Annotated in this window: 12 protein-coding genes; 2 read left to right on the top strand and 10 right to left on the bottom strand. The window is 69.7% G+C overall.

Annotation, left to right across the window (positions count from 1 at the left end):
- Positions 1-3 precede the first annotated feature (3 nt).
- A complete protein-coding gene (gene atzF, locus ABZ909_RS00060) occupies positions 4-1,617 on the top strand; it encodes an allophanate hydrolase (RefSeq protein WP_356995309.1) in 1,614 nt (537 codons plus the stop codon).
- A gap of 7 nt (positions 1,618-1,624) precedes the next feature.
- On the opposite strand, the gene ABZ909_RS00055 is transcribed toward atzF, so the two are convergent.
- Entirely contained in the window at positions 1,625-2,467 is an 843-nt protein-coding gene (locus ABZ909_RS00055; protein ID WP_356995308.1) for a patatin-like phospholipase family protein, read from the bottom strand.
- A 247-nt stretch (positions 2,468-2,714) separates the two neighbouring features.
- Positions 2,715-3,188, bottom strand: a complete 474-nt coding sequence (locus tag ABZ909_RS00050; protein ID WP_356995306.1) for a MarR family transcriptional regulator — start codon at positions 3,186-3,188, stop codon at positions 2,715-2,717.
- Positions 3,189-3,298: 110 nt separating this feature from the next.
- Between ABZ909_RS00050 and ABZ909_RS00045 the strand changes: the two genes are divergently transcribed.
- Positions 3,299-4,426 carry a GDSL-type esterase/lipase family protein gene (locus ABZ909_RS00045; protein ID WP_356995304.1) on the top strand — a complete coding sequence of 376 codons (1,128 nt, stop codon included), beginning with the start codon at positions 3,299-3,301 and terminating at the stop codon, positions 4,424-4,426.
- A 145-nt stretch (positions 4,427-4,571) separates the two neighbouring features.
- Here ABZ909_RS00045 and ABZ909_RS00040 read toward each other — a convergent pair whose 3' ends face one another.
- The 8 genes from ABZ909_RS00040 to ABZ909_RS00005 form a co-directional block, all read right to left on the bottom strand.
- A complete protein-coding gene (locus ABZ909_RS00040; RefSeq protein ID WP_356995303.1) occupies positions 4,572-6,140 on the bottom strand; it encodes a hypothetical protein in 1,569 nt (522 codons plus the stop codon).
- Positions 6,125-6,892 carry an ABC transporter ATP-binding protein gene (locus tag ABZ909_RS00035; protein ID WP_356995302.1) on the bottom strand — a complete coding sequence of 256 codons (768 nt, stop codon included), beginning with the start codon at positions 6,890-6,892 and terminating at the stop codon, positions 6,125-6,127. The genes ABZ909_RS00040 and ABZ909_RS00035 overlap by 16 nt, the downstream gene beginning before the upstream one ends.
- 130 nt (positions 6,893-7,022) lie before the next feature.
- Positions 7,023-7,463: a Uma2 family endonuclease gene (locus ABZ909_RS00030; RefSeq protein WP_356995300.1), complete on the bottom strand. Its 441-nt coding sequence runs from the start codon at positions 7,461-7,463 to the stop codon at positions 7,023-7,025.
- Positions 7,463-7,738, bottom strand: a complete 276-nt coding sequence (locus ABZ909_RS00025) for a hypothetical protein (protein ID WP_356995299.1) — start codon at positions 7,736-7,738, stop codon at positions 7,463-7,465. The genes ABZ909_RS00030 and ABZ909_RS00025 overlap by 1 nt, the downstream gene beginning before the upstream one ends.
- Positions 7,739-7,761: 23 nt before the next feature.
- Positions 7,762-8,913 carry an epoxide hydrolase family protein gene (locus ABZ909_RS00020; RefSeq protein ID WP_356995297.1) on the bottom strand — a complete coding sequence of 384 codons (1,152 nt, stop codon included), beginning with the start codon at positions 8,911-8,913 and terminating at the stop codon, positions 7,762-7,764.
- A 150-nt stretch (positions 8,914-9,063) separates the two neighbouring features.
- Positions 9,064-9,909 carry a hypothetical protein gene (locus ABZ909_RS00015; protein ID WP_356995295.1) on the bottom strand — a complete coding sequence of 282 codons (846 nt, stop codon included), beginning with the start codon at positions 9,907-9,909 and terminating at the stop codon, positions 9,064-9,066.
- A gap of 213 nt (positions 9,910-10,122) precedes the next feature.
- Positions 10,123-10,350 (bottom strand): hypothetical protein, encoded by a 228-nt coding sequence (locus tag ABZ909_RS00010; RefSeq protein WP_356995293.1) that lies wholly within the window; start codon positions 10,348-10,350, stop codon positions 10,123-10,125.
- A gap of 50 nt (positions 10,351-10,400) precedes the next feature.
- Entirely contained in the window at positions 10,401-24,098 is a 13,698-nt protein-coding gene (locus ABZ909_RS00005) for an amino acid adenylation domain-containing protein (RefSeq protein ID WP_356995291.1), read from the bottom strand.
- Positions 24,099-24,158 lie beyond the last annotated feature (60 nt).

Raw genomic sequence — 24,158 nt, 5'->3', positions numbered from 1 at the left:
CCCATGACCGTGTGGATCCACCACCGCCCGGATGCCGAGGTGGACGCCGAAATCGCCAACGCCGCAGGAACTCTGGCCGGACTGCGTCTCGCCGTCAAGGACAATGTGGATGTCGCGGGCCTGCCGACGACCGCCGCCTGTCCCGACTTCGCGTATACGCCGGATCGCGACGCGCCCGTGGTTGCGGCTCTGCGTGCGGCCGGTGCGGTCGTGGTCGGCAAGACCAATCTCGATCAGTTCGCCACCGGCCTGGTCGGTACCCGCTCGCCCTACGGCGTCGTCGAGAACGCGCTGCGGCCCGGATATGTCTCGGGCGGTTCGAGTTCCGGGTCGGCGGTCGCGGTCGCGACCGCGGAGGCGGAGATCGCCATCGGCACCGATACGGCCGGGTCCGGGCGCGTGCCGGCCGCGTTCCACGGCCTGGCCGGTATCAAGCCCACCGTCGGCGTGATCTCCACCGAGGGCGTCGTCCCCGCCTGTCGCTCCTATGACTGTGTGACGATCCTCGCCGCCGATCTGCGCCTGGCCAATCGGGCGATGGGCGTCATGGCCGTGGGTGCGCCGGGCCGGCCGTGGCCCGCCGACGCCCGGCTGGCTGCGCCGCCGCAGCCGGTGATCGCGGTGTTCAGTGCGCTGCCGGATCTGGATCCGCAGTGGCACAGCGCCTTCGAGCGGACCGTCACGGCACTGCGCGATCGGGGCGCGACCATCGTGGAAGTCGATCCGGAGCCTTTCCTGGCCGCCGCCAGACTGCTGTACGACGGCGCGCTGGTCGCCGAACGCTATGCGGCGGTAGGCGAATTCATCGACGCGCACCCCGAATCGGCCGATCCCACGGTCGGATCCATCATCCGTGCCGCCCGCGAGCTACCCGCGCATCGGCTGGTCACCGATCTGGCCGCGCTCGAGCACCTGCGCGCCACCGCCATGGCGAGCCTCGCGGGCGCGGACGCGCTGCTGACCCCGACCGCACCGGCCCACCCGACCATTGCCGAGGTCGCCGTCGATCCCATTGCCGTCAATGCCCGGCTCGGCACCTACACCAACTTCTGCAATCTCTTCGACCTCTGCGCGGTCGCGATCCCCACGGACGAGCCGCATTTCGGCGTGACCGTGCTGGCCCGCGCCTTCGAAGACGCCGTCGCGCTCGATATCGCCGCCCTGATCACCGGCGCCCCGCTCGACCCCGGCGAGCCGTGCTGGCCGACGATGGTCGCGGCCGCGCACGATCTGGTCGTCTTCGGCGCGCACCTGCGCGGCCAGCCCCTCGAAGATCAGCTGACCGACCTGGGCGCGCGGTGGTGCGGCCCGGTCGAGACCGCTCCGCACTATCGCCTGGGCGCACTGGTCACGGTGCCGCCCAAACCGGCCGTAACCCGGGTCCCCGCAATGGAATCCGGTGTCGCGGTGGCCGGGGAACGCTGGCTGCTCTCGCCCGCGGCCCTGGGCCGCTTCCTCGCGGCCCTGCCCGCCCCCATGCAGCTGGGTGCCGTCGAACTCGCCGACGGCACCTGGCACACCGGGTTCGGCTGCACCGGCTCTGCCGCCGAATCCGCCAAGGACATCAGCGAATACGGCGGCTGGCGGGCGGCGCTGGCGGCGGGCGCCGTGAGCTGACGGTCCGTCAGTTCTGCCAGAGCGCCAGGACGCGGTCCGCGTCCGCCTTGCCCTGCGCGCGACCGGCTTCCAGTGACGGAACGCGGGTGGCGGTGTCGAGCGGGTTGAGGCCGAAGGCGGCGGTGGCCGCCTCGTCCGGGGCGATCACCTCGACCCGGGCGCCGGCCGCGACCAGGCCCGCCACCTGGGCCTCGAGTTCCGCGTCCGGCATGGGCGCGATCACCAGCACTCGGGCGTAGCCGGTGGCGAGATCGGCGTTCACCGACGTCCGGACGCCGCCATCGGTGTAGCGCGCGCCGTCGACCGTGGCGCAGGGCCACACCATGGGCACCGCGGAGCTGGCGGTCACCGCGTCGACCAGTGCGACACCGGAATCCTTGTCGAAGATCCGCAGCTCGCCCGTCTCGGCGTTCACCGCGGTGATCCGGACATCCCGATCGGACCATTCGTGCACGGGCAGCCGAGTCTCGATGACGGCCCGCCGTTCCGGCTCCGGGACCGACTCCGCCCGCAGCGCGAGCGCGCCGATGCGCTGCCGGCGTTCGACCGAATCCACCTGCAGTTCCTCGATGATGGCGGCCAGCGTCTCCCAGAGCCCGGCGAACTTCTCCATCGAGGGCACGATCTCGCGGCTCTGCACCGCCGGATCCACCTGCCGCCGCACCAGTTCCGCGAGTTCGACCCCGCTGCCCACCTGAGCGGCCACATTGGACCCGGCGGAGGTGCCGAGCAGCAGATCCGCCCCGGTCACGTCGGCGCCCGCATCTGCCAGCCCGGCGAGAATGCCGGTGGCCCAGGAGATTCCGGCCACCCCGCCGCCGCCGAGGACCAGCGCACGTTCCGTCGTCATACCCGCTCTCACTTCCTACCCGCTGAAAAAGACACCCTGCGGTACGAAAACTACCGGCTAGGCGGGCAGAACGGCGGCGATGGCTTCGATTTCCACCACACAGCCCGGACGGCCCACCCCCGCGACCCGGCGACGGTGATGGCGGGCGAATTCGGCCACATGCCCCACCGCTCCACGCGGGCCGCCAAGCGGTCCTGGACAGACCGGCCGTACCGCGGAGCCTGGCCAGGCGTCCCGACAGGTTCGCTCATTCCGAGACGTACGTCGCGTTGGGATTGGTGGCGTCGCGAATGATGCGCAGGCTCGCGGTGAGCTGGTCGAGTTGCTCGGGGCTGAGCAGGCCGGTGAACCAGCGGTCGACGCCGTCGAGGTACGCGGGCAGCACGCGCGCCACGCGGGTGGCTCCGGCGGCGGTGAGCACCGCGTGGGAGCTGCGCCGGTCGGCGGGATCGGCCTCGCGGCGGACGAACCCATTGCGCTCCAGGCGATCCACCAGCCTGGTGACGCCGGAGGTGGACAGGCTGGTCTGGGTGGCCAGATCCGTCATGCGCAGCTTGCGGCCGGGTGAACGACTCAGGCGCATGAGGGCATTCAGGTCGAGTCCCGACAGGCCATTGCGCTTCCAGGTCTCCTCGAGCCGGGCGATGAGCCCGTCGTGAGCCTCGTACAGCAGGCCGACCGCGGTCAGCCGGGGGTCATCGAAGAGATGCTTGGGGTCCACGGTGAGCAGCCTAGACCAGACGTTTTCAGTGCGGATAGTTGACACGCGGAACATTTTCGATATCTTGTTGCTGACGCAATATTCCGCATTGCAACTATATGGAGGTACCGATGACGACCGAGCGCTGGGTGGCGGGATTCCGTGCGCCGCTGGTGAATCCGACCGAGGAGATCAAGCTCGCCGAGCCGCGGGCCTTCGCCGGCGAGACGGTGCGGCAGGTGGTGCGGGTGGCCGGAGGCGGGTCACGGCTGCGGGTGCGACTGACCAATCGCTACGGCACGGACGAACTCGCGATCGGCGCGGCGCGCATCGCCGTGCGCAAGACGGGCGGCGAGATCGTGCCCGAGACCGATACCGCGGTGCGGTTCGCGGGGTCCGCATCCACCCGGATCGCGGCCGGGGCCGATATCGTCAGCGACCCGGTGGACCTGGCCGTCGAGGCCGGGACCGAACTCGCGCTGAGCGTGTATCTGCCCGAACCGGCGCTGCCCGCGTTCGCGCAGCTCCCGGTCGACAGCAGCTGGATCAGCGCCGACGATCGGACGGGCGACGCCGCCCCGTCCGATGCCGAGGAGACCGCGGCTCGGTTCTTCCTCACCGGAATCGACGTCGCTGTCGACTCCGAGGCTCCGGTGCTGGTGGCCTTCGGCGACTCGTGGTTCGAAGGCGTCGGGTCGACCCACGGTGCGAACCGCCGGTCGGTGGATGCGCTCAACCAGCGGCTCGCCACCGGGTGGGCGGTCAATCAGGGCATCAGCGGCAACCGGCTGCTCACCGACCAGATCGGCGAGCACGGGCTGGCCCGGTTCGAGCGGGACGTGACATCGGTGCCGGGGGTCGCGGCGGTGTGGGCCAACTTCGGCATCAATGACCTGATCCTGGCCGGCACCGCGACCGCCGGAGCGCTCATCGCCGGCTTCACCGCGCTGGCCGAGCGGGCGCACGCGGCCGGACTGCCGATCTACGCCAACACCATCGGACCGTTCGGCGGGGCCATCTACCCGGGTCTGGCGGTGGCCGAGGGCATTCCGGTGCGGCGCGCGGTGAACGAGTGGCTGCGCACCACCACGATGTTCGACGCCGTCTTCGATGTGGCCGCGGCCGTGGAGAATCCGGCGGATCCGGACTTCATCCGGCCCGAGTTCGACACCGGCGACGGCATGCATCTCAATGACGCAGGGGCCCGGGCCATGGCGGCGGCGGTGGATCTCACCGCGCTGCCGCCGGCCTTCCGGTGAACGGCCGGGCGGCGGGTCGGGGCGGGCGCGGTACGGCGGCCTGATCATCCGCTTTCGCTGTCTCCCGAAGAATTCGAGCACTACGCGGGCGGCGCGTCGGAGCACGGCCGGGTCGAATGACCTTCGGGAGAGGCGAATGCGCTGTTCAGCGCGGTTTTACCTCCGCGAGCAGCTCGGGTCCACGGGCCTCCAACCGGGTGGTCGCCCAACGGATTCCGAGCACGGCGACCACCCCGCCGAGCAGTGCGCCGATCGGCAGTGCCGCCCACTGAACCAGCGAGTTGTGGAGTGCCACACCGATTCCCAGTATCGCGAGCACCGGGGCCGCCGTCAGCAACTGCACCAGGCCCACCGCGAGCTGCATGAGGAGCTTCAGGCAGCCGGGATTGCCCGAGCCCGCGAACGGGTTGCCGCGCTGTGGCGGCAGGGCGAAGGCGGCATGCGTGGACAGGAACACCACGGCCCCGACACCGACGCCGACCAGCACCGGCAGCGTCGACAGCGCCCAGACGTACAGGTACGGCCGGCCGAGCGCGCCGGGCAGGATGAGGGTGGCGAGCACCGACGGCGGGGTGACCAGGAGCAGCCAGGCGTAGGCGCGGCCGCGCACATCCGCGCGTGGCGCGCCGGGCGTCACCAGCGTTTGCCAGATCGCGGTGCCGTCGAATCCGTACAGGTTGGTGCTGGCCATGGTGGCCAGCCACACCACGAAAGCGCCCGAGAACGGGATGGTTCCGCTACCGCCGTTGCGGAGCGACAGGAAGATCGGCAGCACGAAACCGACGAGCAGCAGCGGCAGCAGGGCGGCGCGGCGACGGCCGTCGCGCCACCAGGTGCGCAGCTCCTTGGCGACCACGGCGCCGACCGCGTTGGCGGGGATGAAACGATCGAGCAGACCGCCGCCGGTGTCGACCACCTGGCCGGCGAGTGCGGCGGGGGTGGTGAGGCGGCGTTCCAGCAGGACCGCCCAGGACTGCCACAGGATCAGCGACAGCAGCGCCAGGCCGAGCAGGGGCAGCAGGGCGAGCAGGTAATTGCCGCGGTCCGCGGCCTCGACGGCGTAGGGTGCCCAGCCCGACGGGACCGCGCGCAGCGTCACCGACAGGCCGCTGCGATCGCCCTCCAGTTTCGGGCCGACGGCCGAAACCAGCAGGTTCAGCGGGTAATACGCCAGGCCGATGAGGGCGGCGAGGAGCACGCCGAGGTCCTTGCCGCGCCGGGACCGCATGGCCGCGCCGAGCCAGGCCACCACGACCCGCGACAGCAGGACCACGAACACCAGTTGCAGGACCGCGCCGAGAGCCGCGATCGCGGTGGCGCCCAGGCCGATCGGTGCAGCGAGCAGGACCAGACCACCGAAGGCGATCAGGTTGACGATGGGGGCGGGCCCGACGAAGGCCGCCGCGCCGAGCCCGTAGGCCAGTTGCCGAGTTGTCAAGGGCAGCAGGCGGAATTGCTCGGGTTGCAGGGTCTCGTCGCTGCTGCCGGTGAGCACCGGGCCGCAGATCCAGCCGAGGGTCCAGGCCGCAAAGATCGCCGCCGCCACCGTCACTCCCCCGTGCACGGTCTCGTGCGCCCTGGCGATGATCAGCGCGGTGGCTGCCGCGGCGACCAGACCGAAGATGCTGCCGGTCCAGAAGTTCAGCGCCGCACGGCCTTCCCGCATGTGCCGCGCGGTGATACGCAACCGCATGCGGATCAGGACGCCAACCACGACAACCCGTCCTCCCCGCCCACGTGTCCGCCCACCAGCCGCACGAAGGCCTCCTCCAACGTGCCCCCGCCCCGCACCTCGGTGAGTGTGCCGCCCGCCACCACCCGCCCCCGGTTGATCACGGCGATCCGGTCGCAGATCGACTCCACCAGTGCCATCACATGACTCGACAGCACCACCGATCCGCCCGCGGCCACGAACCGCTGCAGGATCGTTCGAATGGTCCCCGCCGACACCGGATCCACCGCCTCGAACGGCTCGTCCAGCACCAGCAGTTTCGGTGCGTGCAGCAGAGCGGTGGCGAGGCCGATCTTCTTCCGCATACCAGCCGAATAATCGACCACCACGGTGTTTTCCGCGCCGTCCAGCTCGAGCACGTGCAGCAGCTCGTCCGCCCGCCCGACCACGGTCGCCTTGTCCATCCCCCGCAGCAACCCGGTGAAGTTCAACAACTCCCGCCCGGTGAGCCGCTCCGGCAACGCCAACCCATCCGGCAGCACCCCCACCACGCTCTTCGCCCGCGCCGGATCCGCCCACACCTCATGCCCGAATATCCGGGCAGCCCCATGATCCGGCCGTAACAACCCCACCGCCATCGACAGCGTCGTCGTCTTCCCCGCCCCGTTCGGCCCCACCAACCCGAAGAACGACCCGGGCGGCACCGCCAGACTCACCCCTTCGACGACCCAAGGTCCCCCGAACCTCTTGTAGAGCCCATCCAGCTCGAGCGCCGGTCGCCCATCGACAGTCATGTGCCCTCCTCGGAGCTCCCACCTACCGCCCTTTCACGATAAGCATGCTGCTCCACTGCCAGACATATCGCTCAACCCGCACTCCACCGCAACCGGGCGCTCGATTCCGGCGCTCGCGCATTACGGTGCGCTACGGGCGGAGCGACGCGGGGTCGAAGGCGATGTCGAAGGGGAGGTTCAGGGCGGCAACCCGGCCGGCCGGGCAACGAGCGACCAACTCGTATTCGCCGCTGTCGGTGAGCGCGTACGCGAACAGGACTGGGATCTCTTCGCTGGACAATTGCCCCTTGAAGCGATTGGTCTCGATCCGCCAGAAGTTCGGGATCCCGCCGTCGGCGTAGAGGTCCGGTTTCATCCGGCGATCCATAGCTGCGGTCGAGCGCGAGTCGACCTCCACCGCAAGTGCGACCAGCGCCGCAGGTATCCCCCGCTCCTCCCAGGGGACCGGGCCCGCACACACCAGTAGATCCGGGATCGGCTCATCGTCGCCGATGAGCACCCCGACTCCGGGGATCATGAAGAGCCCGTCCGGTAGCGCCGAGTCGAGTATCCGCCCCAGCTGGGACACCATCAGCTGATGGATGGGTTCGGCGCGGCATTCACGACAAGCTGCCCGTACACGACCTCGTAGCGGAGTCCGTTCTCGGGAAGGTGATCGAGATCGGCCGCGGTCCAACGATCGGAAGCAGGCACATGCATAGACGAATTGTCTGGCTCGAGTGCCGGCATCGCCAAGGCAAACACCCCCCTTTCCCCAATCTGGTTGTACACCACCGCCAACAAGGCTGAACGGTAGCTCGATCCCGACGGCGACTCGCCGGTGACGAACATTTGTTCGTTCGTCACCGGCGAATTGTGGCGCGCTCCGATCAGCGGGTGAGGGCGGCGAAGAATTCGCGGATGTCGCCGGTGAGCAGGTCGGGGACTTCCAGGGCGGGGAAGTGGCCGCCGGAGTAGAACTCCGACCAGTGCACGATGTTGTGGGCCTTCTCCGCGAAGCGGCGGATGGCGAAGTCGGCGGTGGTGAACACCGCGACGCCGGTCGGGACCGTGCCCTTGGGCTTCGGGGCGAACATCGTGTAGTCGTGAAAGCGTTCGTAGTAGTAGTTGGCGACACTGCGGGCGGTGTCGGTGAGCCAGTAGATCGCGACGGTGGTCAGGATCTTGTCCCGGTCGATCGAGTCCTCGGGCAGCTCGCGGCCGGCGTCGGTCCACTCCTTGTACTTCTCCACGATCCAACCCAGCTGTCCCGCAGGCGAATCCGCGAGCAGCTGCGCGATCGTGTTCGGGCGCGACCCGGCCAGGTTCATGTAGGCGGAGCCGTCGTCCTGGAACTGCTTCATCGCCGCCAATCGCTGCTGTTCCGCCTCGGTGAGCGCGGCCATGTCGGCCGGGTCGCCGGTGGGGAACGTGACCAGCGCGTTGACGTGCACCCCGATCACCCGGTCGTCGAAATCGCGGGCCACACGCGGCGCCACGAATGCGCCGTGGTCCCCGCCGTGCACCCCGAACCGCTCATACCCGAGCCGGGTCATGAGCTCGGCCAGCGCGGCGGCGACTTTCCCATCGTTCCAACCGGTTTCGGTCAGCGGCCCGGAGAACCCGTGCCCCGGCAGGGTCGGGATCACCAGATCGAAGGCGGGAGCGTCGGTCTCGGCAGGGTTGGTGAGGGGCTCGATCATGTCCAGGAAGTCGGCCGGGGTCCCCGGCCATCCGTGGATCAACATCAACGGGGTGGCCTCGGGACGCTCGGACCGAATGTGGAGAAAGTGCAGGTTCTGCCCATCAATGGTGGTGCTGAACTGCGGGTGGGCATTCAACCGCGCCTCCACGGCCCGCCAGTCGAATTTCTCGGCCCAGTACCCGGCCAGCTCCCGCAGGTAGGAGGCAGGAACCCCACGCTCCCACCCGGCGCCGGGCACCGCGTCGATCCAGCGGGTCCGAGTCAGGCGCTGCTGCAATTCGTCCAGCTCGGCCTGCGGAATGTCGATGCGGAAGGTGCGGATCTCGTTCTCGCTCATGACAACGAGTCTTCCGATAAAGAGGCCCCCTCCACATCACGAAGATTCGTTATCTACACCCCGGTGTGCACCACACTTCACCCCAAGATCAGGGAGCACTGGTCGCCGGAACCGGACAGAATCCCACACCCAGAGCTCCCTGATCTTGAACTAGTCGAAGACCTGCTCGGCGGAATCTACTTCCAGCGTCCGATCCAGCCAATAGGCCAGCAGATCGGGATCCGAACAGCCGACGATGCGGTCTCGAACGGCAGCGTCGACAGCCAGCCCACGACGCTCCAGAATCCGCAACACCGATCCGGCCAACGCCTCGGCCCGCCCCTCGGTCCGACCCTCAGCGCGGCCGATGGCCTGGTGTTCGCGGGCGAAGTCACTCTCCCAGTGGTAGTTCTCGATTGCGATGGCCACGAGCTCCTCCCACTCCTTCCGGTACCGGGAAGGTACACATTTGCTGATGTAGTCATGGTAGTGGACGCGCAGGTCGGGCTCGAGGTGTTGCATGGCCTCCAGTGCCATGGCGAGGACTCGGCGACGCTCGGTATCGCCGAGGTGACCCGGTGCGGAGAGCAGCGCTAACTCCGGCCATTGGTCTGCCTCGGCGACCGTGGTGATCGCCGGCAGCATGCCGGGCCAGTAGGTTCGTGCTCGGAACACGAAATCGGGATGCCCGGTTTCGACGGGTGTGGCTACCTTGCCGGCGATCCGTTCGTCGGGGCAGAACGCCAGCAGTACGACCGGACAGCCCAGGCGCTGACGCACGTGGGTGACGTAGGCCGGCCAACTCAGGGCGATTCGCTCCAGTTCGTCCGTGCAACCCGAGTTCTGGACCTCGTGAATGATGGCGAATTCTGGTTTGTCGGCGGTCGTGCCGACCAAGACGATGTCCAAATGGAGTTCGCCGGGAGAGAGCAGGGTGACCGTCTCGGGTCCCGGCCGCCAGCACGGCAGGTCCGGTACCGGCAGGCCGAGCACGTTGCGGGCGATTCGGGGTGCCACCTCGGGTCTATGACGCAGCAGTTGCAACGGAACTTCGTGGCGGATGGACGGCACCCCAGCAACGTATCGTCTTGCCCGAGTGTGCATTTCGAGTTCCGATGAACGGTCCGTTTTGCCCGCGTACCCGACGCTCGGCGTGTCCCACAGTTGAATGCTCGGATCCTCACCGTATCCCGGGCGGCCCGAAGCGGTCCGGCTGGCGGTTCGAATCCTCTAGGGCGCGTTGACGATTCGGGACAGCAGGCCCGACAGCTCGTCGACCTGTCGCGCGTCCAGGTCACCGAAGACCGTACGGGTCGCGACCCCGGACAATTTCTTCGCTTCGGCCAGCGCCGCCCTGCCCTCGGGCGTGAGCGTCAAGTCATAGACACGGCGGTCGGTGGCCGACTGCGAGCGTTCCACGAATCCGCGGCGGTCCAGGTCGTCGACCGTTCGGACCATTCCCGCCGACGCCGGTGACGAACGGTGCGTTCGTCACCGGCGGGGCCGGGTCAGTCGATGAGGCGGATATCTTCGCCTGCTTCGTCTCTCGGGTCGCCCGGGGTGGTGAACCAGTGGGTGACCTCGCCGTCTTCCAGGTCGGCGGGGGTGTTGCCGCTGGGAAGGACGGAGAGGGCGCCCGCGGTGGCGGAGGCGAGGAATTCGTTGATCGCGGGCCGGCCGATGGAGGCGGTGGTGTACGTCGTGGACTCGTAGTCGACGTCGTTGTCAGCGCGCAGGGTGGTTGCGCGATCGAGGGCCTCGGACTGGGTGAGGGTGGCCCAGGTGTCGGCGTCGCGGTAGACGAAGGCGGGGTCGGTTTCGGACAGGGGGCGGACGCGGTCGGTGTAGGAGACCGGGTGCGCGGGGCGGGTGGCCAGGTCGGACTGGATACTCGGGTCCGACGGGACCAGCCAGCGGACCGAGCTGGCGGCCGGTTCCTGGGCGATGCCGAAACCGGCTCCGGCGGCGAGGATGTCACCGAAGGAGAGGCCGTCGGCGAAGAGCACCGCGGCACCGGCCTTGTGGATGGCCCAGACCGCGACCACCGCGTCGACCGTGTGCGGGAGGGCCACGGCGACGACGTCGCCGGGGCCAGCGCCGCGCTCGATGAGCAGGCGGGCCAGCTGGGAGCTGCGGCGGTCCAGGACTGCGTATGCGATCTCCTGGCCGTCGGACAGCAGGGCCGGGGCCTGCGGGTCCTCTTCGACGACCTCGGCCAGCACATTGGCCACGGTCGCGGTGCCGACGCGCGCCGCGTCCACCGCGGAATCGGCGGGGGTGACGGCGCTTTCGGCGAGGATGCGGGCGCGTTCGGTGGCATCGAGGATGTCGATGTCACCGACCAGACCCGCGGCGTCTCCGACGAGCGCGTCCAGGATGCGGTTGAAACGCGCGGCGAGGATGGCGACCTCGTCGGCGGTGAACCGGCTGCCCAGGTAGCGCATGGAGATGTCGATGGTCTCGCCCGCCATGATGACCAGGCTCATCGGGTAGTGGGTGTTGTCGTTGATGCCCACACCGCTGACGGACATGCCGTCGATGGAGCTGGCCGCGGCGATGGCGTCCTTGTCCACCGGGTAGGACTCGAACGCCATGATGGTGTCGAATTCCGCTCCGGCGCCGGCCAATCGCTGAATCTCGGTGAGCCCGATGTGGTGGTGTTCGAGCAGATCGGCCTGATCGTGCTGAACCCGCTGCAGCAGCCCCGCGATGGTCAACCGGTCATCGACCCGGATGCGCACCGGCACCGTGTTGATGAACAGACCCACCATGGACTCGACACCGGGTAGATCGCCCGGGCGACCGGAGACGGTCGCGCCGAACACCACGTCACTACGCCCGGTCAGGCGGCCGATCAGCACCGCCCAGGAAGTCTGGATCAGCGTGTTCAGCGTGACATTGAGTTCCCCGGCGCGCTTGGTCAGCGCGCGGGTGCGGTCGGCGTCGATATCCAGTGTGTAGCGGCCGATTTCGTAGTTCTCGTCGCGGGTCGCGGCGGGAGCGAGCTGGGTCGGCTCACTCACCCCGGCGAGGGCGCGCTGCCAGGCGGCGAGCGATTCGTCCCGGTTCCGTCCGGCCAGCCAGGCCAGGTAGTTCCGGAACGACGCCACCCGCGGCAGCACCGACATGTCGCCGCGCACCGCGTACAGCACCAGCAGGTCCTGCATGAGCAGCGGCATGGACCAGCCGTCCACCAGGATGTGGTGGGTGGTGATGACCAGGTGCACCAGGTCGTCGCTGATCCGGAACACGCTGAACCGCATGAGCGGCGCCGCGGACAGATCGAAGTGATCGGCGCGATCGGCCTCGATCATCTCCCGCATGCGCGGATTGCGTTCGGCCTCAGGCAGATCCGTGAGATCGATGACGGTGAACGGCGCTTCGACGTGGTCCAGCACCACCTGGTGGGCCTGGCCGTCCGCGTCGGTGACGAACGCGGTCCGCAGGCTCGGGTACCGGTCCAGAATGGCCTGCGCGGCCACCTTCAGCCGATCCACGTCCACCACACCGCTCAGGTCGAGCACGGTCTGAATGGTGTAGACGTCCACCGTGTTCTGGGTGAGCAGCGCGTGGAACAGCAGACCCGACTGCAGCGGCGAGAGCGGCCACACGTCGGACAGCGCCGGGTACGTCTGCTCCCACACCTCGATGTCGGACTGCTCCACCCGTACCAGCGGCAGGTCGGACGGCGTGAAGCCACCCGCCTCCGGCCGCTTGGCGTGGGCAGCCAGCGCGGTCAGCGCCGCCACGAACAGGTCGGCGAACTCCTGCACCCGCTCGCGCTCGAGCAGCCCGCGCGGGTAGGAGAAGGCCGCGCCCAGCTCCGGGCCGTCCGCACCGTCGGTGACGATGGCGTTGATGTCGAGGGTGGCGTTGGCGGGCATGTCCGCGTCCATGTCACCGTCGAGGCGGCCCAGGTCGTCGACCGGCACCCAGCCCAATTCGGCCATGCCCTCGGGCACCTCGCCCGCGGACATCCGACCCAGGTAGTTGAAGCTGATCTGGCCGACATCGCGCAGCTGCGTGGCGGTTTCGGGGTTGAGGTAGCGCAGCAGACCCCAGCCGAGACCCTTGTCGGGCAGCGCCAGCAGCTGTTCCTTGACCGACTTCACGATGTCGCCCAGGGCGTTTCCGCCCTCGAAGGCATCGGCGAGATCCGCGTCGTTCAGGTCCAGTCGCACCGGGAAGGCGGCGGTGAACCAGCCGACCGTGCGCGAAAGATCCGCGCCCGGAACGATTTCTTCCTCACGGCCGTGACCCTCGAGCTTGATCAGCGCCGAGCCGCCCGTGGTCTCGCCGCGCCAGCGCGCGACCGCCAGGGCCAGCGCCGACAGCAGACCGTCGTTCACGCCGCCGCGGTACAGGCCCGGGATGGCGGTGAGCACGGCGTCGGTGACCGTGGCCGGCACCGTGACCTCGATCCGCTCGACGGTGTCGAAGGTGTCGACCTTCGGGTCGAACGCCCGCGTACCCAGCTGCGGATCCGGAGTCTCGGTGACCCGCTGCCAGAACGGCAGTTCCGCGACCCGCGCCTCGCTGCGCGACTCCTCGACGAGGGCGTGTGCCCAGCGCCGCATGGAGGTGCCGGTCTCGGGCAGCGCGATCGGCTGGTCGAAGGCGACCTGCGACCAGGCCAGGCCCAGGTCCGGGATCAGGATGCGCCAGGAGACGCCGTCCACGACCATGTGGTGCGCGACGATGAGCAGCACGTCACGACGGACGCGCGCCTCGTCGGAGCCCTCGGGGGCGAAGGCGAACCAGACGAACTGCACCATGGCGGCATTCGCCGGATCCAGACGTCCCAGCGCCGCATCGAATTCGATGCTGCCGACCCGGGTCAGCTCCTCGTCGGAGATGTCGGCGGCCAGCTCGACCCGGTGCACCAGCGCGTCGACGTCGACGGCCCCGCGCGGCAGCGCTTCGAATTCGAAGCCCTCCGAAGCATTCTTTGGATGGGCACTGCCGAGGAGTCGCGACCGCAGCACATCGTGGTGGTCGAACAGCGCACCGATGGCCCCGACCAGCACCGCCCGCGTGATGCCGTCCGGCAGTCGCAACGGCATGGTCTGCGAGAACCGTTCGTAGGACGACCCACTCGACAGGATCGCGTGCATGATCGGCGTCAGCGGAATGTCGCCGACTCCGCCGCCCGGCAGTTCCGCCAGCTTCTCCTGCGCCGTGTCCCCGCCCAGCGTGGCGACCTCGGCCAGCCCCGCGACGGTTCGCTTCTCGAACACCTCGCGCGGCGAGAACACGATGCCGCGCGCCTTGGCCCGCGAGACGAGCTGGATGGACAGAATCGAGTCGCCGCCGAGTGCGAAGAACGAGTCGTCCGCACCGACCTTTTCGACGCCGAGCACGTCGGCGAAGACCTCGGCGATGGTCGCTTCCAGTTCGGTGACCGGGGCGCGGAAGTCCCGCGCGGTGAACACCGGCTCGGGCAGCGCCCGGCGATCCAGCTTGCCGACCGGGGTCAGCGGGATGGCGTCCAGGATCGTGATGGCCGTCGGCACCATGTATTCCGGCAGGCGGCCCGCGACATGCTCGGTCAGCGCCAGGATGTCGATGGTCCGGCCCGCCACCGGCAGCACGTAGGCCGCCAGGATGGTGGCCCCGGCCTCGGTCCTGTGGCCGACGGTGACCGCGAAGTCGACCGTCTCGTGCGAGGCCAGCGCGGCGTCGATCTCACCGAGCTCGATGCGGAAGCCGCGCACCTTCACCTGGAAGTCGTTGCGGCCCACGTATTCCACCTCGCCGGTGGGGGTCCAGCGGACCACGTCACCGGAGCGGTACATGCGCTCGCCGGCCACGAACGGGTTGGCGACGAACCGCTCGGCCGACAGGCCCGGGCGGTCGTGGTAGCCGCGCGAGAGCTGGATACCCGACAGGTACAGCTCACCCGCGACGCCCACCGGCACCGGACGCAGGCGCGCGTCCAGGATGAGGGCCTGCATACCGCGGATCGGACCGCCGATGGTGACCAGATCACCCGGCACCAGCGCATCGCTGATATTGGTCATGATCGTGGTCTCGGTCGGGCCGTAGCCGTTGTGGAACGCACGAATCGTGCGGTTCTGCTGCGTTCCCTCTCCGATGGGCACAGCCCACTTCTCGACCAGGTCGGCCGGCACGGCCTCACCACCGGCGACGAGCACCCGCAGCGAGTCCAGACCCTTCGGGTCGAGGGTGGCGAGCGCGGCCGGGGTGATGAAGGCGTGCGTGGCCCGCTCGCGCTTGATCAGCTCGGCCAGTTCCTCGCCGCCGTAGACGCCCGGCGGGACCACGACGAGGGTGCCTCCCGCGCCGATGGCGAGCAGGTACTCCAGCACCGACGCGTCGAACGACGGCGAGGCGAAATGCAGTGCCCGCGAACCGGAGTCGAGGTGGTAGCGCACGATCTGCTCGGTCGCGAAGTTGGCGAGGCCGGAGTGCGTCACCACGACGCCCTTCGGCATGCCCGTGGTACCCGAGGTGTAGATCACGTAGGCCACGTGGTCCGGCCGGACCGGGGCCCACCGCTCCGCGTCGGTGACGGGTTCGGCGAAGTGCGAGGCGATCTCGGCCTGCACCATGGGATCGTCGAGCGAGATCCAGCCCGCCAGGCTCTTGACCGGCGGCAGCCCCTCGAGCTCGGCGTCGACCGTGAGGCCGAGCACCGCGCCGGAGTCGTTGACCATGTGCGCGATGCGGTCCGCCGGGTAGGACGGATCGACCGGCACGAAGGCCGCGCCCGACTTGGCGACGGCCCAGATGGCCAGCACCGATTCGAAGGAGCGCCGGATCGCCACGGCGACACGGGTTTCCGGTCCGGCGCCGCGCTCGATGAGCACCCGCGCCAGGCGCGAGGAGGCCGCATCGAGTTCGGCGTAGCCCAGGGCCTGGCCCTCGAAGGCCACTGCCTCGCCGACCGGGTTGTTGGCGACGGCCTCGGCCAGCAGCTCGGGCAGCACGCGCGGTTCGATGGCCGGACCGCCCGTGCGGGAGATCAGGTCGGCGCGCTCGTCGGCGGCCAGGATCTCCAGGTCGCCGACCGCGGTACGCGGCGCGTTGATGATCTCACCGAGCAGGCGGAGGAACCGCTGCGCGAAGCCCTCGACGGTGGCCTGGTCGAACAGGTCACGGGCGTAACCGAATTCGGCGTACATGCCCGCGTCCGCGTCGGCCGGGGCCTCGGTCAGGGTGAGCATGAGGTCGAACTTGGCGATCTCGTTCTCGAAGTCGACCGCCGCGGCCCGCAGCGCGGGCAGTTCGAAGGAGCTGTCGGGCAGGTTCTCGAACGACAGCGCCACCTGGAACAGCGGGTGCCGCGCGGTGGACCGCTCCGGGTTGAGCAGCTCGACGAGCCGCTCGAACGGAATGTCCGCGTGCGCGAACGCCGCCAAGTCACTGTCCTTGGCCTTGGCCAGCAGCTCCGTGAAGCCGGCCTGTCCGCTCACCTCGGTGCGCAGCACCAGGGTGTTGACGAACATGCCGATCAGGTTGTCCAGCTCGGCCTCGCCACGGCCCGCGATGGGCGCGCCGATGGCGATGTCGGCGGTGCCGGACAGGCGCGCCAGGAACACCGCGAGGGCGGTGTGCACGACCATGAACATGGTCGCGTTGTTGGTGCGCGCGATCTGCTGGAGTCCGCGGTGCAGGTCCTTGCCGATCGGGAACAGCACCCGGCCGCCGCGGAAGGACTGCGCGGTGGGGCGCGGGCGATCCGAGGGCAGGTTCAGCTCGTCGGGCAGATCCGCCAGTGCGGTGCGCCAGAATTCGGCTTGCGCGGCGATCAGGCTGGTCGCGTCGTCCTCGGAGCCGAGGACCTCGCGCTGCCAGATCGAGAAGTCCGCGTACTGCACCGGCAGCGGCGCCCAGCCGGGCGTGACACCGGCGGCGCGGGCGGCGTAGGCCACCATGACGTCGCGGGTGAGCGGGCCCATGGACCAGCCGTCGGCTGCGATGTGGTGGGTGACGAAGACGAGCACGTGCTCGACGGCGGCGGTGCCGCCAGTGGACACGGCGGCGGTGCCGCCAGTGGACTCCGCGGCGGTGCCGCCAGTGGACTCCGCGGCGGTGCCGCCAGTGGAGTCCGCGGCAGCGCCGTCGACGCGGAACAGCTTGGCGTGCAACGGCACTTCTGCGGTCACGTCGAAGCCGGTGGTGACCAGCGCGGCAATCCGCTCGGTCACCGACTCGGCCGAGACGACGACCGGCGTCAGATCCGGAACCGCCTGCGCCGCCGGCACGATCACCTGTGCGGCCGCGCCGTCCACCTGCGGGTAGACGGTGCGCAGCGTCTCGTGGCGGCCGATCACGTCGGCCACGGCCTGCTGCAGCGCCTCCACATCCAGCGCACCGGTCAGGCGCACCGCCACGGGGACGTTGTACGCGGCAGACGCGGTGTCGAACTGGTTGAGGAACCACATGCGCTGCTGCGCCAGCGACAGCGGCACATTGTCCGGTCGCGGTCCGGCGGTGAGCGCCTTGCGGTCTCCCGCGCCGGCGTGCTGCTCGACCTTGGCGGCCAGCCCGGCGACGGTCGACGCCTCGAACACGGCGCGCACCGGCACCCGCGCGTCCAGGGCCGCGCCGATGCGCGCGGCGACCTGGGTGGCGAGCAGCGAGTTGCCGCCGAGGGCGAAGAAGTCGTCGTCCGCGCCGACCCGCTCGGCTCCGAGGACCTCCGCGATGACGCCCGCCACGATCTCCTCGATCGGGGTGGACGGCGCTCGGAAGGCGGTGGTCTCGAACTCGGGCTCCGGCAACGCCTTCCGGTCCAGCTTGCCGTTCACATTGAGCGGCAGGGCATCGAGGACCACGAAGGCCGACGGCACCATGTACGACGGCAGTGCCGCCGACAGCGCCGACTTCACCAGCGGCACATCGACACCCGATCCGGACGGCACCAGGTAGGCCACCAGACGGTCACCCGTCTTGGCGTCCTGTTTGGCCAACACCGCGGTCTGCGCGATCTCCGGCAACGCCAGCAGCGCCGCCTCGATCTCACCGAGCTCGATACGGAAGCCACGGATCTTCACCTGGAAGTCGGTGCGGCCCCGGTACTCCAGTTCCCCATTCGCCGACCAGGCGACGAGGTCACCGGTGCGGTACATGCGCTCACCGGTCGCGAACGGGTTGGCCACGAAGCGATCCGCGGTCAGGTCCGGCCGCGCGAAGTAGCCGCGGGCCAGCTGCGCACCGGCGAGGTAGAGCTCACCGGAGACGCCGTCGGGCACCGGGTTCAGGCGCGCGTCGAGCACGTAGACCCGCGAATTCCATTCCGGCGCACCGATGGATACCGAACCCTGATCGGCGTCGGTGACCCGGTGGCTCGTGATGGACACCGCGGCCTCGGTCGGGCCGTACAGGTTGAACAGTCGAGTTTGCCGGTTCAACGCACGGAAGCGCTGCGCGACTGTCGCGGGCAGCGCCTCACCGATGGCGAGGACCCGCCGCAGCGAATCGTTCAGCGTCCCTTCGGCCTCGGTGAGCAGCGCGTCCAGCATGGACGGCACCACGTGCAGGGTGGTGACCCGCTCGCGTGCCATCAGCTCGTTGAGGTACGCCGGATCCCGGTGCCCGTCGGCCGCGGCGATCACCAGGCGGCCACCGGACACGGCGGCCGACCAGAACTCCCAGACCGACAGGTCGAAGGTGGCGGCGGTCTTGAGCAGCACCGCATCGTCCGCGCCGAGCCCGAATTCCGCGCTCTTCCACTGCAACTGGTTGGCGATGGCCGCGTGCGGCAGCGCCACGCCCTTCGGGCGACCGGTGGAACCGGAGGTGAAGATGACGTAGGCGGTGTGCTCGGGCCGCAGCGGGGCGACCCGCTCGGCATCGGTGACCGGGCCGGGGTTCACGCCGGACAGCGTGAGCTCGTCCATCCGCACCAGCGGCGCGATATCGGTGGCGAACTCGGCCGCGAAGCGCGGGGAGGCGGAGCGGTTGGTCAGCACGCACACGGGCGCGGCGGTTTCCAGGATGTACCCGGTCCGCTCGGCCGGCTGGTCCGGATCCACCGGCACGTACGCGCCACCCGCGACGGAGACCGCATACATGGCCACGACCAGGTCGACGGAGCGCCGCAGCGCCAGCGCGACCCGCGCCTCCGGGCCCACGCCCAGCGAGATCAGATGGCGGGCAAGGCCGTTGACCCGCGCGCCGAGTTCGGCGTAGGTCAGCGTCTCGCTGTCCGGTCCGATGAGCGCGATGGCGGTCGGCTTGGCCGCCACCGTCGCGTTCAGCATGGACACCAGCGTCGCGGCCGAATCCACCTGGTGCGCGGTGGCATTGCGCCGCTCCAGGATCTCGGTCCGCTCGGCCACGGCCAGCAGCTCGATCTCGCCGACCGCGGTACGCGGTGCGGTCACGATCTCGCGCAGCAGGTGCACGAACCGATCCGCGAAGCCCTGCACGGTGTCCCGGTCGAAGATATCGGTGGCGTAGGTCAGGATGCCGGTGATGCCCTCGGCCGCACCGTCCTCGCCGTAGATGTCGGAGACGATCAGGTGCAGGTCGAACTGCGACAGCTCGGTGTCGACGTCCAGGCCGGCCACGCTCAGGCCCGGCAGTTCCAGGGTGGAGCGGGTCAGGTTCTGGAACGACAGACCCACCTGGAACAGCGGGTGCCGCGCGGTCGAGCGGGCCGGGTTGAGCACCTCGACCAGGCGCTCGAACGGCACGTCGGCATTGGCGTAGGCCTGGATGTCGGTCTCGCGCTGTCGCGCCAGCAGCTCGGCGAACGGCTGTCCGCCGTCGACCAGCGTGCGGAACACCAGGGTGTTGACGAACATACCGATGAGGTCGTCCAGGACGGCCTCGCCACGACCGGCCATCGGGGTGCCGATGGCGATGTCGTCGGAGCCCGACAGACGCGACAGCAGCACCGCGAGCGCGGTGTGCACGACCATGAACAGCGTCGCACCCTCGGCGCGCGCCAATTCGACCAGCGCCGCGTGCAATTCGGCGTCGATGCGGATGTCGATCTTGCCGCCCGCGAAGGACTGCACCGCCGGACGCGGCCGGTCGGCCGGGAGGTCCAGCTGATCCGGCAGGCCGGCGAGCGCCTGCGCCCAGTAGGCGACCTGCTTCGACGCCAGCGATTCCGGATCGTCCTCGCTGCCCAGCAGTTCGCGCTGCCAGATGGAGTAGTCCGCGTACTGCACCGCCAGCGGGGTCCAGCCCGGCTTCTGCTTGATGGAGCGCGCCGCGTAGGCGGTCATCAGGTCGCGGGTCAGCGGGGCCACCGAGGAACCGTCACCGGAGATGTGGTGGATCACCAGGGCCAGCACGTATTCCGCGGGCGCGGGGCCGTTCGGGTCCACGATCGGGAACTGGCCGGTGGGCTCGATATCGGCGAAGTCGAAGGTGTAGGCCGCCGCGTGCGCCGCGGCTTCCGACTGCCCTCGCGTCGCCGAACCGGACTCGGCCGCCGGAGCCGACGTCTCGCCCTCGATCTTGAACAGTGCGACCTTGATCGGCACTTCGACGGTCACGTCGAAGGCGGTGGAGGTCAGCTCGACCACCGCGCCCACCACCTCGTCGGCGGTGACGGTGCGCACCTCGAGCTCCGGCACGGCCTGCGCCGGCGGCAGGATGACCTGCACCGGCCCGTCCTCGGTCTGCGGGTAGATGGTCCGCAGGATCTCGTGGCGGGCAACCACATCCGCGACGGCGGCCCGCAGCGCGTCCTCGTCCAGCAGGCCCGACAGACGTACCGCGACCGGCACGTTGTAGGCGGCAGAAGCGGTGTCGAAGCGGTTGAGGAACCACATGCGCTGCTGGGCCAGCGACAGCGGGATGTTCTCCGGCCGCGGTCCGGCGGTGAGCGCCTTGCGGCCACCGGCGCCGGCGTCGTGTTCCACGCGGGCCGCCAGCGCGGCCACCGTGGACGCCTCGAACAGCAGTCGCACCGGCACCCGGGTGTTGAGCGCCTCGCCGAGGCGCGCGGCCACCTGGGTGGCGAGCAGCGAGTTGCCGCCCCACGCGAAGAAGTCGTCGTCCAGGCCGATGCGGCCGGACTCCACGCGCAGCACCTCCGCGAACACGCCCGCCACGATCTGCTCGATCGGGCTGACGGGGGCGCGGAAGACGGCCTTCTCGAAGGTGGGCTGCGGCAGCTCCTTGCGGTCCAGCTTGCCATTGGCGTTGAGCGGCAACGCGGTCAGCGGCATGAAGACCGACGGGATCATGTACGACGGCAGTTCGGCGGCCAGCGCCGACTGCAGCTGCTGCTTGTCGGGCTCGCCGTCGCTGCCCACGACGTAGGCCACCAGGCGGTCGCCGAGCACCGGATCGGTGTGCGCGACCACGGCCGCCGAGGCGATCGAATCCAGGCGCAGCAGCGCGGATTCGATATCGCCGAGCTCGATGCGGAAGCCGCGGATCTTCACCTGGAAGTCGGTGCGGCCCCGGTACTCGAGTTCGCCGTTCTCCTCCCAGGCGACCAGGTCACCGGTGCGGTACATGCGGGAACCGTTGTCGGCGAACGGGTTCGCCACGAATCGGTCGGAGGTGAGGTCCGGACGGCCGTAGTAGCCGCGCGCCAGCTGCGCGCCGGCCAGGTACAGCTCGCCGGAGACGCCCACCGGCACCGGCCGCAGACGCGAATCCAGCACGTACACCTGGGAGTTCCACTCGGGCGAGCCGATGGACACCGACAGCTCGTCGCGGACGGTGACCCGGTGGTTGGTGATGGACACCGCGGCCTCGGTCGGGCCGTACAGGTTGAACAGCTCGGTGCGCGACCGCTCCCGCAGCACGCGCTGCGCCAGCGGGCCGGGCAGCGCCTCACCGATGGCCAGGATGCGCCACAGCGAATCCGGCAGCCCGTCGGTGAGCAGCGCGTCCAGCATGGACGGCACCACGTGCAGGGTGGTCACCCACTCGCGGGCCATGAGCTCGTTCAGGTACGCCGGGTCCTTGTGGCCGTCCGGCGCGGCGATGACCATGCGGCCACCGCAGGCGGCGGCGGACCAGAACTCCCAGACCGAGAGGTCGAAGGTGGCGGCGGTCTTGAGCAGCACCGCGTCGGCCGGGTCGAGGCCGAATTCGGTGACCTTCCACAGCAACTGGTTCACGACCGCGCCGTGCGGCAGCGCCACACCCTTGGGGCGGCCGGTGGAACCGGAGGTGAAGATGATGTACGCGGTGTTCGCGGCGGTCAGTTCGCGCACCCGCTCGGCGGCGGTGATCGGCTTCGCCGAGTGGCCGGACAGGTCCACCTCGTCGATGCGCAGCACGTCGGCCAGGTCGGCCTCGAAACCGACTGCCGCCGTGGTGAGTACGGCCTTGGGCGCAGCCGTCTCGAGGATGTAGCCGACGCGCTCGGCAGGCTGATCCGGATCGATCGGCACGTAGGCGGCGCCGGACTTGGCGACCGCGTACATGGCGACCACCAGGTCGGTGGACCGCCGAATGGCCAGGGCCACCCGGTCTTCCGCGCCGATGCCGCGCGCAATGAGCTCGCGGGCGAGCTGGTTCACGCGGGCGTCGAGCTCTGCGTAGGTCAGCTGCTCGGTGCCCTCGGCGGTGTCGGCGACGATGGCCACGGCCTTCGGGTCGTCGGACACCGACCGGTCGAGCAGCGAGACCAGGGTGGCCTCGGAACCGCCGTCCATGACCGCGTCCACGTCCTGCGCGGTGTTGTTCCACCGCTGCAGGATTCGCGCGTTCTCGTCCTCGTCCAGCAGGTCGAGGTCGCCGACTGCGACGGTGGTGTCGGCCAGAATGGCGTCCAGCACCCGCACGAACCGGTCGGCGAAGGACCGCACGGTCGATTCGTCGAACAGGTCGGTGGCGTAACCGAATTCGGTGAGGATCTCGGCCGGGGTGCCGTCCTCGGTGTACCGGTCGTAGAGCGTGACGTGCAGGTCGGTCTTGGCCAGCTGCGAGTCGAATTCGACCGCGGCCACGTGCAGGCCCGGCAGTTGGAAGGCGGTCTCGGCCAGGTTCTGGAACGAGAGGCCCACCTGGAACAGCGGGTTGCGGGCGGTGGAGCGGACCGGGTTGAGCACCTCGACGAGGCGCTCGAACGGCACGTCGGCGTTGGCGAAGGCCTCCAGGTCGCGCTCGCGGACCTCGGAGAGCAGGTCGGCGAAGCTCGCGGCGCCGTCGACCTGGGTCCGGAACACCAGGGTGTTCACGAACATGCCGATCATGTCGTCGAGTTCGCGTTCACCGCGGCCCGCGATCGGGGTGCCGACCGCGATGTCGTCGGTGCCGGACAGGCGGGCCAGCAGCACCGCCAGGGCGGCGTGCACGACCATGAACAGCGAGGCGTTGTTGGCCCGCGCCAGCTCGTGCAGCTTGGCGTGGCGCTCGGCGTCGATGTCGAAGCGCAGCGCCTTGCCGTGGAACGACTGCGCCGGGGGGCGCGGCCGATCGGTCGGCAGCTCCAGCTGATCGGGCAGTCCGGTCAGCGTGCGGGTCCAGTACGAGACCTGCTTGGCGGCAAGCGATTCCGCGTCGTCCTCGCGGCCGAGCACCTCGCGCTGCCACAGCGCGTAGTCCGCGTACTGCACCGGCAGCGGAGCCCACTGCGGGACATCGCCGTTCACGCGGGCCACGTAGGCGGCCATGATGTCGCGCGCCATCGGGCCCATGGAGGAACCGTCGGCGGAGACGTGGTGGATGGTGAAGGCCAGCACGTGCTGGGTGGCGGGCACGTCAGGCCTGGAGGCGGCAGCGCGCGTAACCACGGAAGGCCCCGTGCCCGCCGAATCGGATACAGCCTCGCTGTCCGCGATGCGGAACATCTTGACCGCCAGCGGCACCTCGACGGTGACGTCGAAGGTGGTCATGGCGAATTCGATGACCTTGCCGAGCAGTTCGCCCTCGGTCACCTCCTCCGGCACCAGCGACAGATCGGTCTGCGAGGCGGGCAGCACGACCTGGTGCGGGCCCTCGCCCGACGCTCCACCTCCCTGCGCTTGCGGGTACACCGTGCGAAGCACCTCGTGGCGGGCGATCACGTCGCCGATGGCCTGCTTCATGGCGTACAGGTCCAGCGCGCCGGTGAATCGGACCGCCAGCGGAATGTTGTCGACCGCCGAAGTGCTGGTGTCGAACTGGTTGAGGAACCAGTAACGCTGCTGTGCCGGGGACAGCGGCAGGTGCGCCGGCCGCTCACCGGCGACCAAGCTCGGACGCCTACCGGAACCGGCGTTGCGCTCCACCCGCGCGGCCAGCGCCGCGACCGTGGACGCCTCGAACAGGTCGCGCACCGCCAGCTGTGTGTCCAGGGCCGCGCCGAGGCGGGCGGTGACCTGGGTGGCGATCAGCGA

This window comes from Nocardia sp. NPDC046763, from assembly GCF_040645495.1.
GTDB lineage: Bacteria > Actinomycetota > Actinomycetes > Mycobacteriales > Mycobacteriaceae > Nocardia.
The sequence above is the reverse complement of the archived record's forward strand: the minus strand, read 5'-3'. Positions and strand labels throughout refer to the sequence as shown.

Excerpts from the sequence above, each read along its gene's own strand:
- atzF (WP_356995309.1), top strand. The coding sequence starts at position 4 with ATGACCGTGTGGATCCACCACCGCCCGGATGCCGAGGTGGACGCCGAA.
- ABZ909_RS00055 (WP_356995308.1), bottom strand. The coding sequence starts at position 2,467 with ATGACGACGGAACGTGCGCTGGTCCTCGGCGGCGGCGGGGTGGCCGGA.
- ABZ909_RS00045 (WP_356995304.1), top strand. The coding sequence starts at position 3,299 with ATGACGACCGAGCGCTGGGTGGCGGGATTCCGTGCGCCGCTGGTGAAT.
- ABZ909_RS00035 (WP_356995302.1), bottom strand. The coding sequence starts at position 6,892 with ATGACTGTCGATGGGCGACCGGCGCTCGAGCTGGATGGGCTCTACAAG.
- ABZ909_RS00030 (WP_356995300.1), bottom strand. The coding sequence starts at position 7,463 with ATGGTGTCCCAGCTGGGGCGGATACTCGACTCGGCGCTACCGGACGGG.
- ABZ909_RS00020 (WP_356995297.1), bottom strand. The coding sequence starts at position 8,913 with ATGAGCGAGAACGAGATCCGCACCTTCCGCATCGACATTCCGCAGGCC.
- ABZ909_RS00010 (WP_356995293.1), bottom strand. The coding sequence starts at position 10,350 with ATGGTCCGAACGGTCGACGACCTGGACCGCCGCGGATTCGTGGAACGC.